The sequence below is a fragment of the Mucilaginibacter sp. SJ genome (assembly GCF_028993635.1).
In the GTDB taxonomy this organism is placed as follows: domain Bacteria; phylum Bacteroidota; class Bacteroidia; order Sphingobacteriales; family Sphingobacteriaceae; genus Mucilaginibacter.
Map to the genome: position 1 here is coordinate 6,360,864 of NZ_CP118631.1, position 18,494 is coordinate 6,379,357.

The 18,494-nt window shown below is 44.6% G+C and carries 13 protein-coding genes; 7 read left to right on the plus strand and 6 right to left on the minus strand.

The features are described from left to right. Positions 1-10: 10 nt before the first annotated feature. The 3 genes from MusilaSJ_RS26020 (at position 11) to MusilaSJ_RS26030 (ending at position 5,130) form a co-directional block, all read left to right on the plus strand. Positions 11-1,150 (plus strand): XdhC family protein, encoded by a 1,140-nt coding sequence (locus MusilaSJ_RS26020; RefSeq protein WP_274987674.1) that lies wholly within the window; start codon positions 11-13, stop codon positions 1,148-1,150. Between the two features lie 459 nt (positions 1,151-1,609). Next, complete coding sequence (locus MusilaSJ_RS26025; RefSeq protein WP_274987675.1) at positions 1,610-2,902, plus strand: NAD(P)/FAD-dependent oxidoreductase; 1,293 nt, start codon at positions 1,610-1,612, stop codon at positions 2,900-2,902. 683 nt (positions 2,903-3,585) lie between these two features. Then, the gene (locus tag MusilaSJ_RS26030) at positions 3,586-5,130 is read left to right on the plus strand and encodes a carboxylesterase/lipase family protein (RefSeq protein WP_274987676.1); all 1,545 of its coding nucleotides are present in this window, start codon (positions 3,586-3,588) and stop codon (positions 5,128-5,130) included. Positions 5,131-5,231: 101 nt separating this feature from the next. Here the strand turns inward: MusilaSJ_RS26030 and MusilaSJ_RS26035 are convergent, their stop codons facing one another. The 5 genes from MusilaSJ_RS26035 to MusilaSJ_RS26055 all read right to left on the minus strand — a co-directional run bounded on the left by MusilaSJ_RS26035 (position 5,232) and on the right by MusilaSJ_RS26055 (position 10,753). Next, positions 5,232-5,711, minus strand: a complete 480-nt coding sequence (locus MusilaSJ_RS26035; RefSeq protein WP_274987677.1) for a hypothetical protein — start codon at positions 5,709-5,711, stop codon at positions 5,232-5,234. A gap of 179 nt (positions 5,712-5,890) precedes the next feature. Then, positions 5,891-6,784, minus strand: coding sequence for a hypothetical protein (locus MusilaSJ_RS26040; protein ID WP_274987678.1), 894 nt, complete (start codon positions 6,782-6,784; stop codon positions 5,891-5,893). A 64-nt stretch (positions 6,785-6,848) separates the two neighbouring features. Further along, positions 6,849-7,751, minus strand: a complete 903-nt coding sequence (locus MusilaSJ_RS26045) for a ribose-phosphate diphosphokinase (RefSeq protein ID WP_274987679.1) — start codon at positions 7,749-7,751, stop codon at positions 6,849-6,851. Between the two features lie 65 nt (positions 7,752-7,816). Beyond that, complete coding sequence (locus tag MusilaSJ_RS26050; protein ID WP_274987680.1) at positions 7,817-9,235, minus strand: nicotinate phosphoribosyltransferase; 1,419 nt, start codon at positions 9,233-9,235, stop codon at positions 7,817-7,819. 831 nt (positions 9,236-10,066) lie between these two features. Next, positions 10,067-10,753 (minus strand): NUDIX hydrolase, encoded by a 687-nt coding sequence (locus MusilaSJ_RS26055; RefSeq protein ID WP_112654126.1) that lies wholly within the window; start codon positions 10,751-10,753, stop codon positions 10,067-10,069. 207 nt (positions 10,754-10,960) lie between these two features. On the opposite strand from MusilaSJ_RS26055, the gene MusilaSJ_RS26060 reads away from it, so the two are divergent. Then, positions 10,961-11,554: an RNA polymerase sigma-70 factor gene (locus MusilaSJ_RS26060; protein WP_274987681.1), complete on the plus strand. Its 594-nt coding sequence runs from the start codon at positions 10,961-10,963 to the stop codon at positions 11,552-11,554. Between the two features lie 12 nt (positions 11,555-11,566). Here MusilaSJ_RS26060 and MusilaSJ_RS26065 read toward each other — a convergent pair whose 3' ends face one another. Continuing rightward, positions 11,567-12,097 (minus strand): hypothetical protein, encoded by a 531-nt coding sequence (locus MusilaSJ_RS26065; RefSeq protein ID WP_274987682.1) that lies wholly within the window; start codon positions 12,095-12,097, stop codon positions 11,567-11,569. A gap of 170 nt (positions 12,098-12,267) precedes the next feature. Between MusilaSJ_RS26065 and MusilaSJ_RS26070 the strand changes: the two genes are divergently transcribed. The 3 genes from MusilaSJ_RS26070 (at position 12,268) to MusilaSJ_RS26080 (ending at position 18,470) form a co-directional block, all read left to right on the plus strand. Further along, the gene (locus MusilaSJ_RS26070) at positions 12,268-13,236 is read left to right on the plus strand and encodes a FecR family protein (protein WP_274987683.1); all 969 of its coding nucleotides are present in this window, start codon (positions 12,268-12,270) and stop codon (positions 13,234-13,236) included. 258 nt (positions 13,237-13,494) lie between these two features. Next, positions 13,495-16,833 carry a TonB-dependent receptor gene (locus tag MusilaSJ_RS26075; RefSeq protein WP_274987684.1) on the plus strand — a complete coding sequence of 1,113 codons (3,339 nt, stop codon included), beginning with the start codon at positions 13,495-13,497 and terminating at the stop codon, positions 16,831-16,833. Positions 16,834-16,844: 11 nt separating this feature from the next. Further along, positions 16,845-18,470: a RagB/SusD family nutrient uptake outer membrane protein gene (locus tag MusilaSJ_RS26080; RefSeq protein WP_274987685.1), complete on the plus strand. Its 1,626-nt coding sequence runs from the start codon at positions 16,845-16,847 to the stop codon at positions 18,468-18,470. The last annotated feature ends 24 nt before the right edge of the window (positions 18,471-18,494 follow it).

Below are 18,494 nucleotides of genomic sequence, written 5' to 3' on the forward strand. Positions count from 1 at the left end.
AAAGCTGCTGATGAAAGAGATCATTGACATTGTCGCCGCCTATGATGAGGCACATGCGCTGGGTAAAAAAACTGCCCTGGCTACTGTTGTATTGGTGGAAGGTTCTGCCTATCGCAGGGCTGGTGCACGCATGCTGATAACTGAAGACGGGCAACTTACCGGCGCCATAAGCGGCGGGTGTTTGGAAGGCGATGCCCTGCGCAAAGCCCGACTGGTGATCCTGCAGCAACAACCTTTACTGGTAACCTATGATACTACCGACGATGACGATGCCAAACTGGGCGTGGGGTTAGGCTGCAATGGCATTATCCATATTCTTATTGAGCCTATAACGGGCGATATCGATAACCCAATTAGCCTGCTAAAAGAGATCATCAGTAATGTCCGGAACGCTGTACTTGCAACTGTGTTCTCCATTAAAGACAGAAAAACGCCACAGCCGGGCACTTGTCTTTGCCTTACCGAAGACAAACTTACGGTGAGCCATTCCGGGCATCTGCAATACCAGGTTGCTTTGGTAAGTGATGCTGAAAGGGTACTGGAGGAACAGCGATCAGAAATACGGTTTTACCAGGCTGATACCGAGTATACCGCTTTTGTAGAACATATTAAACCTGTGATTTCGCTCGTGATTGTGGGGGCAGGTAACGACGCAATTCCTTTAACACGAATAGCTGCGGTTTTAGGCTGGAATATTACCGTGATAGATGGTCGGCCTAATTATGCCGTTAAGCAACGCTTCCCGTTTGCTCAAAATATTGTAACTGCCAAACCAGCCGATGTATTATCACATATAAAGATCAATGATCGTACGGCTATTGTTATGATGACCCACAATTATAACTATGAGGTAGCACTGCTTAAAGAACTATTACCTACATCGTTACCTTATATCGGCATCCTCGGCCCTAAAAAGAAACTGGAACGTATGCTGGCAGAAGTCAAAGATGCAGGCATATCTATCAGCGAGGCACAATTGAACGACATCTATGGCCCGGTAGGCTTGGATATAGGCGCTGAGGGGGCAGAAGAGATAGCCTTATCGATTATGTCTGAAATTAAAGCGGTGTTATCAGCACGCCAGGGATATTCATTGAAATATAAACCTGCGCCCATTCATATTTCTAATCTTCAATACCTGGTTAAATAGTTGTCAGGTATCTTGATTTGAAAGCTAAAAGCAGAATGCAAAAAGCCGAAAGCTCAAATTCCAAAGATTGCCTATTAACTTTATTCAAATATTTTATATGAAATTAGTAGACTCTCTATATAATTACTTTAGTTAGTTTTTCAATTCTTCTTCGAATTAACAGTTTTGATTGCGATTTGTCATACCGGAATCATTAATTGTCCCGAACCGTAAAATAGACAAAAACATCAGAACTTCAGCCATTTTTAATCAGGTATTACTGCGCAATTTTGTATTGCATAGGCGAGGTAAAGCAGCCAAACCGAATGGGTTTTTAACTGTGTAATAATTACACTAAGATGAGGCCTGTTGTCATAAACTTTAGTAAATTTATGGTAGAAAAACGAGGCAAATGAAGCCGGAATATTTTTCAGATCAGGACCTGAGCCTGCTTTACCTGCCTATAAAATATTAAGTATCATGACAAGTATAACACCACAAAACGGCAAAACAAAGATTGTAATAGTTGGCGGTGGTTTTGCCGGACTCAACATTGCACAGCAGCTATATAAAAACAATTATTATGATGTTACCCTGGTTGATAAAAATAACTACAATTATTTTACGCCGCTGCTTTACCAGGTGGCAACCAGTTTTCTCGAACCATCAAGTATCAGCTATCCGTTCCGTAAGCTTTTCATGGATAAAAGATTGAGTTTCCGTATGGCAGCCGTGGTTAAGGTTGATCCTGCGGCAAAGATTGTTTATTTAAGCAATGGCGAGCTATCTTATGATTACCTCGTTTTCGCGGCCGGTGCAAGTACAAATTTTTACGGTATTGAGAGTATCAAACAAAATGCTATCTCCCTTAAAGAAATTGACGACGCGCTCCGAATGCGTAACAGCCTTATTAAAACAATGGAAAAGGCGGCCATTACTACCGATCCCGTTGAGCGTCAAAAGCTTTTAACTATAGTAGTTGCTGGGGGTGGCCCAACAGGTGTTGAGGTAGCGGGTATGCTTGCCGAAATGAAAAACTATATCCTGAAAAAGGATTACCCCGAGCTAATGAATGCCAAAGGCAAAATTTACATAGTTGATGGCGGCCCTGATTTGCTTGCCCCCATGAGCGATAAAACTCACAAGGAAACCCGCCAGGCGCTGATTGAGTTGGGTGTCGAAGTTAAATTAAATGCCCATGTAAACGATTTTAATAACGGTGTGATAACCTTTGCCGATGGTGAAACACTTGAAGCCAAAACCCTTATTTGGGCTGCCGGTATCGTAGCCAATACTTTTGAGGGGATCCCTGCAAGTAGTTTAGGTATAGGTCGCCGCATGATCACTGATGAATATAACCGGGTTAAAGACCTTGAAGATATATATGCCATAGGCGATATCAGTGTGCAAATAACCGATCCGGTTTATCCAAAAGGGCACCCGCAACTGGCACAGGTTGCTATACAAATGGGACGCAATACCGCCAAGAACTTTATAGCCATGGCAAAAGGCAAAGCCATGAAACCATTTAAGTATTTCGACAGGGGAGATATGGCCATTGTTGGCCGGCATAATGCCGTGGTCGACCTGTTTAAGCACAAGGTACACCTTAGTGGTATTGCAGCTTTATTTGTATGGCTATTTATCCACCTGATGTCCTTAGTAAATTATAATAATAAAATTAAAACTTTGTATAACTGGGCGGTAGCCTTTTTAACACGCGACCAGGCACTAAGGATGATATTCGGGAGCGGGCAGAGCCGGGCAGATTAATCGTCGGTATTAAATGGTTTGCTTATTCAAAAAAGGGGCAGCGCCTGGTGTAGGTTGCTGCCCCTTTTTTGTTGCTCAAATAATGTGCAAGCGCCTTTATGGCCAGGATCAATTGTAACAAATGAGGTGTCCCAATTTTTTGATTCCCGAAAAAAAAAATGAAAAAAGGCCGGTGCTCTTTTTTTGAAAATCCATGTGTTCCATTTTTTAAGTGTAAAATAACGGAACAGGTTAAAAATGTTATTCGTTGATAATCAGCGGTTTGTGCTTTTGGATGGGATATAGTTAAATTATTGATAATCAGTATTTAAAACTTTTTGGAGTATTTATTTAGTGTTTCACCTTTAATCCAAACGGGGGCTTATTTTTGAGTTTATTTTTATACTTTTTTTAATGTTTTTTGATAAGGCCGGTTAACGGAGTCTTGATGGTGACAAAGTACTGCCACCATTGCTTAAAGCCGGTGAGATTAGCTTTGCGCTTTTCTGTGTATATGACGAAGCGAAGCTTCGTCGGCCCCGAGGCTTGAGTCACTTTATTGCCGGTGTACATATGCTGCATGTGCTTTACTGATATTAGTTTTAGAGATACCCGAGAAACGCGCAGCAGCACGGTAAAATACTTGTTTTCACAGTTGTGAATTAGCGGTTTAATGGTAGTTTTGAACAACCAATCGCAATTTTATGAGACGTTTAATTTTTATGCTTGCTTCAGTGTTTACTGTGGTAGCTGCCAATGCACAACCGGCTCCTGTTAAGGTAAATGAAGGGCTGCTGCAGGGTACCTTTGAAAATAGCCTCGCAGTTTATAAAGGCATTCCATTTGCCGCTCCTCCGGTTGGCAAATTGCGCTGGTGCCCTCCGCAGCCCGCCGCGAAATGGGATGGTGTGCGCCTGGCCGACAAATTTGCCCCGGAACCCATGCAGGGTGGCAACCCCGTGTCGGGAAAAAGTGAAGATTGCTTGTACCTGAACGTTTGGACGCCTGCTAAATCAACCGATAGCAAAATTCCGGTCCTTGTATGGATTTACGGCGGTGCTTTCAATGCCGGCGGCACTGCCGAACCGGCTTATAATGGCGCCAACCTCGCGAAAAAAAATGTAGTGCTGGTAAGCATCGCCTATCGCGTGGGCCAGCTTGGATTTTTGGCGCATCCTGAGTTAAGTGCCGAAAGTCCGAATCACGTATCCGGTAACTACGGCCTTCTTGATATGATAGCAGCACTTAAATGGATTAAACAAAATATCGCGGCCTTTGGGGGCGATCCTGGCAAGGTAACTATTTTTGGCGAGTCGGCAGGAGGCATCGCGGTTAGTATGTTATGTGCAAGTCCACTGGCTAAAGGACTGTTTCGCGGGGCCATTTCCGAAAGCGGGGGCTCATTCGGCCCAACGCGTACCACAACTTTTCCGGGCGAAAATATGAAAAAGCTGCATGATGCCGAAGCTGCCGGCGAAGCATATGCTAAAGGTGCCGGGTATCCCTCAATTGACAGTTTGCGAAAAGTTGATGCTGATAAGCTCCCTGCCGTACGCGGGCTTGCATGGCCCATTGTTGATGGCTGGGTAATTCCCGATGATCAGTATAAGCTCTACGAAGCCGGGAAGTACAACGACATACCGATACTGGTTGGCTACAACTCTGATGAAGGGGCCAGTTTTTCGCCGCCCAAAACTACGGATGACTATATAGCCGCGGTAAAAAACCGTTATGGAAAATTCGCCGATGAACTTATTAAGGCTTATCCGCCCGGCACCGGTACGGTAGCAAAAACCGCGCGCGACTTAACACGTGATGCGGCGTTTGGCTGGCATACCTGGAGCTGGGCTACATTACAGGCGAAGAGGGGCAAATCCAAGGTTTTTTATTATTATTTTGATCAACACCCCGAGTATCCGGCAGGTTCCCCGCAGGCAGGTTATGGATCACCGCATGCGCAGGAAGTGGCTTATGTATTCGGCCTGCTCAATGCCTCAGGTGCGCAGGCTAAAGCAGACCTGGATATTTCGGATGCGATGAGTACTTACTGGACAAACTTTGCAAAGTATGGCGACCCCAATGGTGCCGGAAAGCCCCAATGGCCGGCCTACAGCCCCGCCCGTCCGGAAGTAATGTATTTTTCCCAAACGGCGCATACCGGCCCTGTTCCGGACCTTGCGTCGCTGAAAGTATTGGATGCTTATTTCAGATGGAGGCGTTCGCCCGATGGCCAGGCCGGTGTTAAGTAAACCGGGGTGCCTGGCTCGCATGAGTATCAGGCATTTTTATAAGGTAAATGCCTGAAAGCGTCATGCCGTTAAGCTGAAAGCTTAACACATTTTAGGAAGCTTCAAATAAAATCGATTATTTCAGCCTCTCCAATGCAAACCGGGCCCTCGTGTATTCGCCATTTCCGGCCCACGCTCAGATATTGTTCTATTTGCGGACGGAACAAAAATCTAACAGTTACTACTTTTTCTTCCCCCGGCTCAATAGCAAGTCCATTATACCAGGTAATATCACCCATGAATGCTTCAAGTCTGCCATTGTTTTCGGCGTATTCAAAAAAATGATCGGGCCTGTACCCGCTCAATATTCCGGTTCGTCTTCCGCCATCCGCGGTTGCTTTTAATTTTAATAGGGCACTAACTGCTACCTGTTCGCATTTTTCCTGCTGCTCTGGATCCTTGATGCTTACAAGCGTATTTTTATTATAAGCCATAACATCAAATACTTTTGATGCCCCGGTATCAAGCCATCTTTTGTAAATGAGTTTGCCGTTCATGTATACGTAGAGTTCGCGATCTTTGATTTCTTTGTGGATTAGCATGGTATTTATAAAGGTAGAAATTGTGCGTGTAAACACCATGAACTATAAGACTTAAGCTGGTCTAAGTTTAGCTATAGAGTAACTTAGACCTAAAACTATGCAAGCATTTTGCTTGCGTAGTCCGACTGGCAGTAAAGTAATTACCACCGTCAAAAGTTAAGCTGAAAGCTTAAATCATTTTAGGACGAAGTTACGCTGTCGCTAAACTTCGACCAGTTGGGGGAAAAAATTAAGCAAACGCCGCGATGATTGTCAGCATAGTGGCCCCAAATTGCCGAATTTGTACAGTTCCCAAGAAATGATGCCGAATACCAATTTGAGTACATAATAGTTTCCAGCTTGTCCAGAAAACTATCGGGTAACTCCATGGTTAGAAAATATACATTCGAATTTAAATGCTCAGCGGTCATTTCATTGTATTTCACCGCGAGTTGTTGCTGTTTTCTGATTTGATCAGCTATAGAAAAGATTAAATCAGCAGAGTTAGTGTTGCCAACAAGTTTTTTTTCGAGCCGATTAATCAATTTAATATAGATATGGCTTCTGGAAATGTATTTTTCCATTTCTGGCAGTTCATGATAAAATAAGCGCTCTTTACTAAAACCTTCTTGGTAATATATTTGAGAAACTGTATTAATAGCATAGTGTTGAACGAACGAAAGATATGAAGATAATTCACGTCTGCGAATTGGAGCCCCGCGTTTCGAGAGTAAATCGGATAAGTTGCTAATAAACTTATGTTTAAAAAAAGCTGTTTTTATCTTTCTAAAGAGCGCTAAGCTTTGAGGGGTTTCGTAAATATTCCCGTAGGAATTAAGCGGTAAATCGTCGGCGGTAAGCTTTTTTGATTCTCCCAATAGTAAGTATAAAAAGAATATACGGCTTACGCAACGCAAATAATTAATCAGAAAATTCTCCCAAACAATTTGGTCTCCTTTCCAAAAGATGTCACGATAGCCTTCCATCGGGTCATTTAGCTGATCGGGAGAAGCAAAATATATCTGTTGTTTGGCTAATTCCTGATGCTTTCCTAAAAGATTCTCAATTCTTCGGAAGCGATAAATTTCGTTCATGCGATATTGGTTTAAGTGTTTTTAGCAAATGCATTATTAAAGGAAAATAAAATCTTTCCTCTTTTCACCCACAAATCAACCCCGCCACGCTCCTCACCTCTACAAAATCATCGCCCTCCAGATCCTTACAATTCACATGTGTATCGGTGCAGATCAACTTCTTAATAGCCCCGCAGGCTTTTAACTTACCAATGCCATCGTTCACAAACAAACCATGTGTGGTGATCACATAAATATCCCCTGCACCGGCATTTTTATAAGTCAGTGCGGCGTTTACGATGCTGCCGCCTGAGCGGATCATGTCGTCATAGATAATAACCGTTTTCCCGGCTACGTCGGCGTTGATGGCGCTTACCTCGGTATGGTCGCCTTTGAGGCGGCGTTTGAGGATGAAGGCGGCGTTTACACCCATATCATTAGCCAGTGATTCTACCCATTTGGCCCTGCCCGCATCGGTGCTGGCCATTACAAAGTTGTCGCCGCCGTATTGGGTGGCAGCCTGTATTACAATATCCTTACAGTATACGTGTACGGGGTAAAGGTCCTGCTCAAAGTAGTACTGGATACCTTCGCTATGCAGGTCGAACAGCATCACTTTATTGCCCCGGTTTGATTTGGGTATGGCCGAAAGCAGGCGGGCGCGGGTTTTGGCGGTCACAATTTCGCCGGGTTTAACGGCGCGTTCCATGGTGCTGTAACCAAAGTAGGGGATCACCAACGTAAGCGAATCGGCTCCATAACTCACCAGTGATGAAGCAAGGTCATACAGTTCAAGCGTGGCGCTGTCACTCACGGTTCCGCCGATCAGCAACGCCTCGCGACCTTCCACGTTGGACAGGATGCGCTGGTAACGCTCGCCGTCGGTAAAGTGGCTTACTTCAATTTCGCCGCGTTCGCAATGGCCAAGGGCAAGCACTTTTTCGGCAAGGTATTCATATCCGGTTATGGCGAATAGTAATTTTTTCATTTGAGCATCTATATATGAGCTGAAAGCAGAATGCTTAAGGCTTAAAGCTTTTTTGTTAATGTGACTTATTGGTTCTGTAAGGCGTCGATCACCTGTTCAAAGGTAAAATCTTTCATGATATGGCCGTTCTCGAAAACGGTTTGTAACTGGTCGGCCAGTTCGGGTTGTTTATTCTGCTGAATGGTTTTGTAGCCTTCAGTAGTTTTTACCAGTTTAAGGCGGCCGCCTTTGCTCTTTTTAAAGCTGGTGGTAATGTTGCCATTGGCATCCATTTCGGCCGGACTTTTCTCAACGGCTACCTCTTTGCTATTTATCACGGCGCTGCTGCATTTCAGGGCAAACTTTTGCGTATCACGATCAACCTTTTGCAGTAAGGCCCCGCCCATGCCCAGCACCAGGTTTTCGGCGCTGATTGCATTTTCTTTTAAGGCTTTGTAAATCACGCCTATCTCGGTATAATTAACCCCATCGCCCTGGATCACCCTAACCTGCGGAGGCAACACTTTATAGCCCTTGGCATTGGTGGTAAAGCCGAATTTATCAAACAGAATTCCGAAAATCTCCAATAAGGTCATGACCGGGTCGCCGCTATCCGGGCGGATCACCAGTGTACCATCGCGTTTCAGGATCTCTTGTTTCAAATCCTCGCCCCAGTACTCGCTGCAGGCACGGAAAATGTTGTAGCTGTCGCTTACACAGGCAATGACGCCGGTAGGGAAGCTGCGCAACACATGTTTAAATACTTCCAGTTCGCCTTGCTGCCCAAGCAGGGTACAAATGCTGTGCTCGGTAGCAGGGATGCTGAGGCCGTATACTTTATCGGCGTGGTAATATTTAATAGCCATGCCGGAGCCTGCCAGGTTATCACTGCCTGCAAAGCTAAGCAGGTGGGCAGCCCCGCCAATTTTGGCACTCTCCACGCTGCTCACCCCACGGAAACCAAAATCATTCAGCACAAAGCCTATTCCGCCGAAAGCTTCGGGTGTGGCGGTATCTTCGTAGTACCGGGTAACTACTTTTTTAACCTCGTGGCTAAGTGTGGCCACGGTACAAGGGTACCAAACCTGCATCAGCAGGGTTTCGAGGAAGTTGGTGAGCCAGTAACATTCCGGGTCGGTATTTTCAATGGTCATGAGCACGTTGCCGGTGGGTACGCTGCTGCCTTCGGCAACGGCTTTAATGCGCACCGGCAGGTGACCGTTATATTTATCCAGTATGTACTGAAACTTGCTGCAGTCAAACACATCATCGCGGCCAAATACCTGTTTCAGAAATTCGTCGGCCTCATCCAGATCAACCTGGTTAAAGGCCGGTCCCTGCAGGTATTCCTTCAAAAAATATTGCAGACCGAAAAAAACAGTTTCGTTGAACATTCCCCCGCGGCTTTCCAGGTAACTGTAAATATTGGTGGTGCCGGGGTAGTAAAATTTATGGTGGGCGTATTTATATGCGTCGGCTAAGAGGATCAGATTTTCCTTTTTCATGGCTTTAATTTTTAAGGTATTTGCCGGTGATGAAATTAAACAATTCAATGTGTTCTTCGCTTACAGAGCTATCTTTTATCATTAAAGGCAGGTCTGTTAGTTTAAACCAGGCCAGGTCGGCAATATCATCCTGGGCTTTTGGCTTATATTTACCCGTGTTTTATTATATTGTGTCAATTATACGCAAATATAAATATGTGTTTTTTATACACAAATTATTTTTTAGAAATCTTTGATAAGCTCGTCATGCTGAGTGATTGAATCCATGGACTCTGAAGGTTAGATGACAAAGAGGGCATGTCAGTCTGAGCTTGTCGAAGACTCGTGTGCAGAGGCCTGCCCGCCATACTTCGACGGGCTCAGCATGCAATGTCATTAAGTTAAGAAAAATCCCCCAGAGGGGGAACAGGTTTGTAGCAAAATATTATACCAATAACAACCGTGCCAGAGGTACGGAACACCGGAGTTGTGTACCGCTGGCACACCAAAAATCTATTCAAAATGGTTTCTACAAACCTTTTGCACCTCTGGTGCAGCTTGTCAATCTCTTAACTTAATGACATTGCTCAGTATGACACCCATTTTTTAAGTTGTCATGGGTAACTTGTTTCAGCACCCCACAAGCCGAGGCGCAAGCATAGCGGAGACTTAGCCTGTGGGATCCCGAAATAAATTCGGGATGACGAATGGGGCATGCTGAACTTGTTTTAGTACCCCATAAGCAGAGGCGCAAACATAGCGGAGACTAAGCATGTGGGATCCCGAAATAAATTCGGGACGACGAAATAGTAAAAGTCTCCCCAACCGGGGGGGATTTAGAGGGGGCTTGGCTTATATCTCGAAACTAATTCCCTCTTTCTTCAACTGAAAATACTTTTCCTCATTAAAGCGAAAAAGGTTACCCGGTCTGCCGGCGCCTTCGAGGGCTTGTTTTTCGGTAGTTTCTTCGAGGAAGCCGTATTTGGTGATCTTCTTTTTAAAGTTACGGCGGTCGATAGGACGGTCGAGCACGGCGAGGTAGAGTTTTTCGAGTTCGGAGAAGGGGAACTTTTCTTCAAGCAGCTCGAAACCTACGGGCTGATAAAGCATTTTACTTTTAAGGCGTTCGCGCGCTACGCTGATAATGGTTGTATGATCGAATGCCAGGGCCGGGAGCTTTTTGATATTGAACCAGTTTACATCGCTGGCGTCGGTAGCGGCTTTAACAACAAAGGCATCAGGCCGCACGAGGCCGTAATACGTTATGGAGATCACCCGGTTACGTGGGTCGCGCCCTGGCTGGCCAAAGCTGTATAACTGCTCCAGGTAGGTGATGTTTACGCCGGTTTCTTCCCTTAGCTCACGCTGAATAGCTTCCTCTAATGATTCATGGTCGGCCACCAGGCCGCCCGGCAGCGCCCAGCTGTTTTTAAAAGGCTCAATATTGCGTTTGATGAGCAGTACGGACAATCCCTCTTTGGAGGTATATCCAAATACTACGGCATCAACGGCAACCTTTATATTTTGGGCGACTGACATAATACAAAGTTAGATATTGAGAAGCGGTGGGGCAAGAGAAAGGCAACTATTCAATCAATTAAAACCAGCGTATGGGCCACTATTTCATTATGTTTTATTAGCTGATGAGGTAACCTGTTTAGCGGGAGGAATATTTAAAAGTTTTTTTATTTAAAAATTTTCTTGTAAATATGCCCTACCAATCAGTAAACCGTTTTACCGCCGCTTATGCTCCACGATAAGGAATATCAAATGTGGCCTGATGCCCGGTTATTGGAGCAGTTAAGGCTTGATGACCGTAAGGCATTTGAAATCCTGTACCATAAATATTCGTCGAAGTTGTTTTACGCGGCTTATAATCTTTTCAGGGATAAGGATGTTTGTGAAGACCTGGTGCAAGAGTTATTTATTGATTTATGGACAAAGCGCAATCAGCTAAATATCACTTCGCTCGAAGCTTACCTCAAAGTAGCCATCAGGCACCGCGTGTTATTTTATCTTCGCACTAAAAAGGCATCGGTAGATCTTGCGGTGATTGAAACGCTCGTTGAAAAATATTCGGCAGATAGTAAATTGTTCCAGGATGATATTGCTCATTTACTGGAAGATGGCGTGGCTCAGTTACCCGAAAAATGCAGGCAGATCTTTACCCTGAGCCGTAAAGAGTATCTCAGCAATAAAGAAATAGCTGCCCGGCTAAACATTTCTATTAAAACCGTCGAAAACCAGATCACTATTGCTTTGAGGTATCTGCGTACCGGTTTAACCGATTATCTGCCGTCGGTGGTGGCACTGGTAATGCTGCATATGTTTGGCAAATAGTGGTGTTAATAATCAGCGATTATTTCCTCGTGTTTTATTTTTCTTTTCTGGCTTCACTTTACTATCTGTGTTGTCGAAACTAACCTTTCCTGTAGCATCATCTTGTTTGCTGTTAAAGTTAAAGTCAACCGTACCAATTACCTCTTCGCCCCTATAATATTCTTCTATTAATTTATCTATACTATATTTTCCTGAATGATAAAATAACAATGCGGTATTAAGAATGCGCCATGCTTTTCTGGTGTCGTTTGATTTACGAACGATATTGAATGCTGTTAATAATGTTAATGAAATGCTTGAAACAATTGCACATATTTTTAATATTTGAGGACATACTGCTAATAAAGCCGAATCTTCCTTCTTAACTCCAATAAAACCAGCTACAAAAACAGAGGTGGATATAGAAATGAACCCCAATATATAAATCGCGTAATTATAAGCCGTTGAAATTAGGTTCCAAGTTTTTAAGTGACCTTTTATCTTATGTACAATTTCGCCCTCTGTCATTGCATAGGTGCTGTAAGGTGATCTTTCGGTAGGCATCGGTTTGTTTTTTTAAGTGTTTAGGTGTGGCAGGAAATAATTAATTATCTAATTTAATAAATATAATTTTCTTATTATCAATTACTTGTATGTTTTTGGTGGTTTTTTTAAAAATATTTTCAATTGCTTTGGGGGGTACCCCGGTTTATTGCATCCTGCAATTATAAACCATGGCAAAATTCCCTTTCAGAAAAAAACAATCCGGTGCAAATAACAGGCATTTGCAGGAAGAGCTTGTAAATAAATATTTCGACGAGCTCGATCTCCGCGGCGTACAAAACGAGGCAGGTGATGAGGTGGAATTTAACGCTGATGGCGTATACAGCAGGATCAATGCAGCTATAGATAATAGGGAAAAGAAAACATCAGGTAAATCAAAAAAATGGATGGTTGCCGCCTCGCTTCTTGCGGGCCTATGTGTTTCAGTAACTGCGGCCTATCATTACCGTTATGCCCTGCTTGATCGTTTGGATCCTATCGCCAGTAAACAATTGGTTGCAGCCAACGGGCAAACTGTAAACTTTACCCTTGCCGATGGTACTAAAATATGGTTAAACGCAGGCAGTAGGCTTATCTATCCCGAAACTTTCCGGGGCGAAAAACGGGAGATTAAGCTTGAAGGCGAAGCTTTTTTGGATGTAGCCCACGACCCTGCCAAAGCTTTTATTATACATACGGGGCAGGTGAGCACCCATGTATTGGGTACCAGTTTCAATATCAAAGCCTACGCTAACGAGCGCTTTATAAAGGTTGATGTTTTAAGTGGAAAAGTAGGGGTGGTTACCCCCGCAGGTAAGGCGAAAAGTACAACTACATTTTTAACCCCCGCCGAGGAGGTTGTGTTTAATAAGGATGGCCTATCTGTTACCAAAAATAAACAGGTTGATGTGAATGCACTAAGTAGCTGGAAAGACGGTGAACTGGTATTTAAAAACATGGCACTGCCCGAAGTGCTCAACACCATTAACCGCCATTTCAACGTAACCGTAAAGGCCGATGTTAACCTGGCGCGTTGCTCCATCACGGCCAATTTTACCAATGTTTCACTGGAAAATATTATGAAGATCATATCGAAACTGGTGAAGGGAAAAGCTGTGCAGAAAGGCTTGGCTTATCAGCTAAAAGGCAAGGGTTGTTAACATAAAAACCAATTAATAAAAGAGATATACCAATTATCAGTTAACCTAAATACAAGCTATGATAACATAAATACATTAAAAAACCCTGCTCAAAAGGGATTTTGACAGGGTTAAACTAAAATGCCGGGTTATTAATAAGTGCAGCGTTTAGAGGTCCAATTCAGAACGAAGCACTTGAATTTCAAACACTTTAATTTTCTCAAATCTATGAATATATCTCTATTTTCAAATGGAGTAATTCGTCATGTATTAATATTAATGAAAATTACCTCGCTCGCCTGCTTTGTGGTTTGCCTCATGTGCTTTACGGCCGTGGCAAACAACTCGTTCGGGCAAAAATTTCTGGAGGTATCGGTTACGCTCAAATTAAAAAATGCCAAACTAACCGATGCGCTGGATAAGATCTCGAACGAAAAGCATATCAAATTTGCCTATGCCGATAATGTACTTAAACCAACTTATGTCATAAGCCTTAAGGTCAAGGACAAAAGTATCAGGGAAGTACTCGACCAGGTTTTAACGCCCTTTAATCTCAGCTATAAGATCATTGACGATGTTATTGTTATTGATGAAAAGCCCGAGATTGAGAGTAACACAGGGGGCATTGAGCATGGCCCCAGGCAACCCATCAAAGTTAAAGGTAAAGTTACCGACGAAAACAACTTAGTGATACCCGGCGCAAGCGTGCGGGTTAAAGGTACAACCATTGGCACCGTAACCGATATTAACGGTAATTACACCATTGATGCGCCCGATGCTGACGCTGTACTGGTGTTTAACTTTATAGGCTATGCAACAAAAGAGCAGCCCATCGGCAACCAGGCTACGCTGAACGTGCAGTTGGTTCCTGAAAGAACTTCGCTTAATGAGGTAGTGGTGGTAGGCTATGGTACCCAACGGCGCTCCAATGTTATAGGCGCGGTTGACCAGATCAGCGCGAAAGCCATTGAATCAAAACCTTCAATAAACTTAACGCAGGCTTTGCAGGGCACATCGCCCAACCTTATTATACAACAAACCAGCTCCGAACCCGGAGCTTATGCCAATGTGAACATCAGGGGGGTAAGTACGCTTAATGATAATACGCCCCTGGTGGTTATTGACGGTATTACCGGCGGGGATATCAACTTGCTTAACCCTTTGGATATCGAAAGTGTTTCGGTACTAAAAGATGCCGGTTCGGCGGCTATTTATGGTTCGCGCTCGGCAAATGGGGTTATTTTAGTAACTACCAAAAAAGGTAAAAATAATTCGCGCACTACCGTGAATTACAATGGGCAGGCAGGTATCCAGTCGCCGCATGTTGGTTATAAGCCTGTGCATAGTTATGAAAATGCCATTTTGCGCAATGAAGCGATGGTCAATGCCGGTTTGCAGCCAATTTATGGTCCGCAGCAAATTCGTGATTTTCAGCAACAGGGCGACCAGCAATGGTTTTTGGATGCCATTTTGAAAGACTCATGGCAGCAAAGTCATAACCTGAGTTTAACAGGAGGCAATGCCACAACATCGTTCCTGGTATCGGCGGGGGTAACTGATCAGCGAAGCAACCTGGTTGGTCCCGATTACGGTTTAAGGCGCTACAATTACCGCATGAACTTAACCAGCAACTACGGTAAATTGAAACTAACAAGTATCCTGGCTTACTCACGTTCCGAAATTCGTGAACATTCTTACAGCACAGGTACCCTTATAGTTGATGCCGGCCGTACGCCTACCTATTATAAAATTAAAGATGATCAGGGACGGTATTTAACCAATGATGTACTCACAGAGTTTAATCCGCTTGGCATCCTGGAACAGGGCGGTTACCGTACCCATGATGATGACAACCTGCTGGGTAATTTAAATGCCGAGCTGTCGGTTACTAAAGATTTTAAACTGAAAGCTGTTTTTGGCGGTCGTTTGCTCGCAAACCATCAGTTTACCAGGGTTAAGCAGGTTAACTTTTATCCTTCAGGTACTTATGGCGCCGACAGGAATACCAACGATGATAATAACAAGAACCTGTTTACCAATACCCAGCTATTGGCCGAATACGCTAAAACCTTCAATAAATCGCACAATGTTGATGTATTGGTAGGTGTGGCTAACGAATCTACCACGGCTAAGGCAAACAGCATCCATCTTAAATATACCGACCCGGAACTGGGCACACCTACCACAGGTACTATTATCGACCCCAGCTCAACAGCATCTAATAACGGAACTACCGAAACCAGTCTTAATTCATTATTTGGCCGGGCGAGTTATTCATACATGAACAAATATTACGGTGAGTTTGATTTTCGTGTAGATGCTTCATCAAAATTTGCACCGCAAAATCGCGGCGCTTTCTTCCCATCGGTATCGGGTGGTTACCGCCTTACCGAAGAGCGCTTCATGCAAAACTATCGTAACAATATCGGCGATTTGAAACTGCGTGCATCATACGGTATTTTAGGTAACCAAAGTGTTGGCGATTACCAGTACCTGCGTACTTACGGCCCCTTCCAAAATGCTTACGGCTTTAACAACTCGGGCGTGGGCGGTACGGCTATAGCTTTTGCCAATCCCGATTTGCGCTGGGAACGTGCTGCAACCCTTAATATTGGGGTTGACGCAGGTTTCCTGAAAAACAGCCTTACCGTTGCTATCGACTACTTTAATAAAACTACCCGCGATATCCTGCTGCCGCCCATTGTGCCGGGAACATTTGGAGCCGGCTTGCCAAGTTATAATGCCGGTAAAGTACAAAACCATGGCTGGGAGCTAACAGTTAACTATTACCTCACTACGCAAAACTTTAAACACTCCTTTAGCTTCAACGTGGCCGATAGCAAAAACAAGGTGCTTTACCTTGAGGGCGGCGATCAGCTAAAAAGCTATGATGAGATGCAGGTGATCAACCGCGTAGGCTTGCCGATAGGCTCATATGTTGCTTTAAAACGCGACGGCTATTTCCAAAACCTTCACGATATTCAAACAGGCCCTAAGCCAACCGGTTTAACCGTATCGCCCGGCGATAACCGCTATGTTGATGTTAACGGCGACGGCGTAATTGACGATAATGATAAGTTTGTTTTCGGTAACCCGTTCCCCCGTTTAACTTTCGGCTTTACATATAATGTAAGCTATAAAGGCTTTGACTTTAACCTGTTTTTACAGGGCGTAGGTAAACGCAGCATGTTTATCAGGGGCGAGCAGGTTGAGCCGTTTCACGTAAACTACTCGCAGGTTATCTATCAGCATCAGCTTGACTACTGGACACCTCAAAACCCCGATGCCCGCTTCCCCCGCCTCGCGGCCAGCGGCAGTCAGTCAAACGAAAACAACTTCAGGCGTGGTTCGGATATGTATTTGTTTGATGGCAAATACCTGCGCGTAAAGAATGTACAGGTAGGTTATACACTTCCTAATGCCTGGGCCAAACTGCTGGGTTTACAAAAGCTGAGGGCGTATGTATCGGGCCAAAACCTGCTTACGTTTTCGGGCGTGAGATTTATCGATCCGGAATCGACGGAATTTAACAGTAACCTGGGGGCCGGTGGTGCCAACAGCGCGCGATCATACCCAACGCCAATTTACTATGGCTTTGGTTTAGATGTAACCCTATAACACTATCCATCATGAAAAAATATTCGACATATAAAACCGCCTTTTTAGTGTTGCTGGCCAGTTTATCGGCCTGTAAAAAACTCGATCTGGCGCCTACCAATAAGTTCACCGACAGCAATTTCTGGACTACCACCGAAAAAGCCGGCGCGGTGCTTAATACCGCTTATTCGCAAATGTTCAGCAACGACTATTTCTTTTACAATGAAGGAGCGTCGGACAATGCATACAATGGCCGCGGTGACAACCAGGGTGCTGCCTCGCTTGCCGCTGGTACATATGATCCGTCGTTAGGGCGTATCAAACAGGAGTGGGGGTTCCACTACAGCGGTATCAAAACCTGCAACATCTTTTTAGAGAATGTGGACAGGGTAACTGCTATGGATGCAACCCTAAAGGCGCGCATGAAAGCCGAAGCAAGGTTTATCCGCGCTTTTCATTATTTTATGCTGGAAACCTGGTGGGGCGATGTGCCTTTGTTTGATAAAGACCTTAGCATTGATGAATCAAAAACTATTGCCCGTACGCCGAAGGCTCAGGTAGTTGATTTTGTTTTAAAAGAACTTGACGCTGCCGCAACTGATTTGCCGGTGAATACCGCTTATAAAGATGCCGACAGGGGCCGGATCACTAAAGGTGCAGCCATCGCTCTTAAAGCCAGGGTGCTGCTATATGAAAGTCGCTGGCAGGATGTGGCAACCACCTGCGAAAAGCTGATGAACGATAACAGCAATGGTACATATAGCCTGTTCCCATCGTACGAAGGTTTGTTTTTACCGCAGAATGAATACAACAGTGAGGTGATCCTCGACCTGGAGTATGTACCGGATGTGAAAACATACAGCAACTTTTTTGATATGGCGCCGCTTGCCGTTGGTGCCCGCTTAAATGCCCTTGCCCCAACCCAGGAACTGGTTGACAGCTACCTGATGGAAAATGGTAAAAAGATTACCGATGCGGGTTCGGGTTATGACGAAAACAATCCGTATGTAAACCGCGACCCAAGGCTTACCTATACCGTGGTGTACAACGGTTATAAATGGAAAAAGCCGGATAACAGCGTACAGGTTATTTATACCAAACCGGGCGATGATCCTGGAGCCACCAAGCCCGATGAATACGCGCCTGGCAAAGTAAGCTCGCCTACCGCTTATTATACCCGTAAGTATTACGACCCTACATCTGCCGTAAACTTCCAGTCTGCTTTAAACCTCATCCTGATCCGTTATGCCGATGTGTTGCTGATGTACGCCGAAGCCAAAAATGAGCTTGGCCAGTTGGATGCCGGTGTTTGGGATAAAACCATTAAAGCGCTTCGCGCCCGTGCCGGTTTTACCGATGCTCCCGCACTTAACTTCAGTGCAACCGGGCAGGCAGAATTGCGGAACATTGTACGTAACGAGCGCCGGGTAGAGCTGGCTATGGAAGGCCTGCGCGTGTTTGATATCCGCCGCTGGCATACAGCCGAAACCGTATTGAATGGATGGGCCCACGGCGCAAAATTTGGCCCGGCTTCGGTTGATAATGGTTACATCAGGGCTAACCTGCGCACGTTTGACAAGGGTAAAAACTACCTGTGGCCAATCCCACGTGATGAGCGCGCCGTTGATCCTAACCTAACTCAAAACCCGGGCTGGTAAATCATTAATTATTTATAAAAAGAC

Bases quoted from the DNA above. Each gene is read 5' to 3' on its own strand.
- MusilaSJ_RS26020 (WP_274987674.1), top strand. From the start codon at position 11: ATGAAAGAGATCATTGACATTGTCGCCGCCTATGATGAGGCACATGCG.
- MusilaSJ_RS26025 (WP_274987675.1), top strand. From the start codon at position 1,610: ATGACAAGTATAACACCACAAAACGGCAAAACAAAGATTGTAATAGTT.
- MusilaSJ_RS26030 (WP_274987676.1), top strand. From the start codon at position 3,586: ATGAGACGTTTAATTTTTATGCTTGCTTCAGTGTTTACTGTGGTAGCT.
- MusilaSJ_RS26035 (WP_274987677.1), bottom strand. From the start codon at position 5,711: ATGCTAATCCACAAAGAAATCAAAGATCGCGAACTCTACGTATACATG.
- MusilaSJ_RS26040 (WP_274987678.1), bottom strand. From the start codon at position 6,784: ATGAACGAAATTTATCGCTTCCGAAGAATTGAGAATCTTTTAGGAAAG.
- MusilaSJ_RS26045 (WP_274987679.1), bottom strand. From the start codon at position 7,751: ATGAAAAAATTACTATTCGCCATAACCGGATATGAATACCTTGCCGAA.
- MusilaSJ_RS26050 (WP_274987680.1), bottom strand. From the start codon at position 9,235: ATGAAAAAGGAAAATCTGATCCTCTTAGCCGACGCATATAAATACGCC.
- MusilaSJ_RS26055 (WP_112654126.1), bottom strand. From the start codon at position 10,753: ATGTCAGTCGCCCAAAATATAAAGGTTGCCGTTGATGCCGTAGTATTT.
- MusilaSJ_RS26060 (WP_274987681.1), top strand. From the start codon at position 10,961: ATGCTCCACGATAAGGAATATCAAATGTGGCCTGATGCCCGGTTATTG.
- MusilaSJ_RS26065 (WP_274987682.1), bottom strand. From the start codon at position 12,097: ATGCCTACCGAAAGATCACCTTACAGCACCTATGCAATGACAGAGGGC.
- MusilaSJ_RS26070 (WP_274987683.1), top strand. From the start codon at position 12,268: ATGGCAAAATTCCCTTTCAGAAAAAAACAATCCGGTGCAAATAACAGG.
- MusilaSJ_RS26075 (WP_274987684.1), top strand. From the start codon at position 13,495: ATGAAAATTACCTCGCTCGCCTGCTTTGTGGTTTGCCTCATGTGCTTT.
- MusilaSJ_RS26080 (WP_274987685.1), top strand. From the start codon at position 16,845: ATGAAAAAATATTCGACATATAAAACCGCCTTTTTAGTGTTGCTGGCC.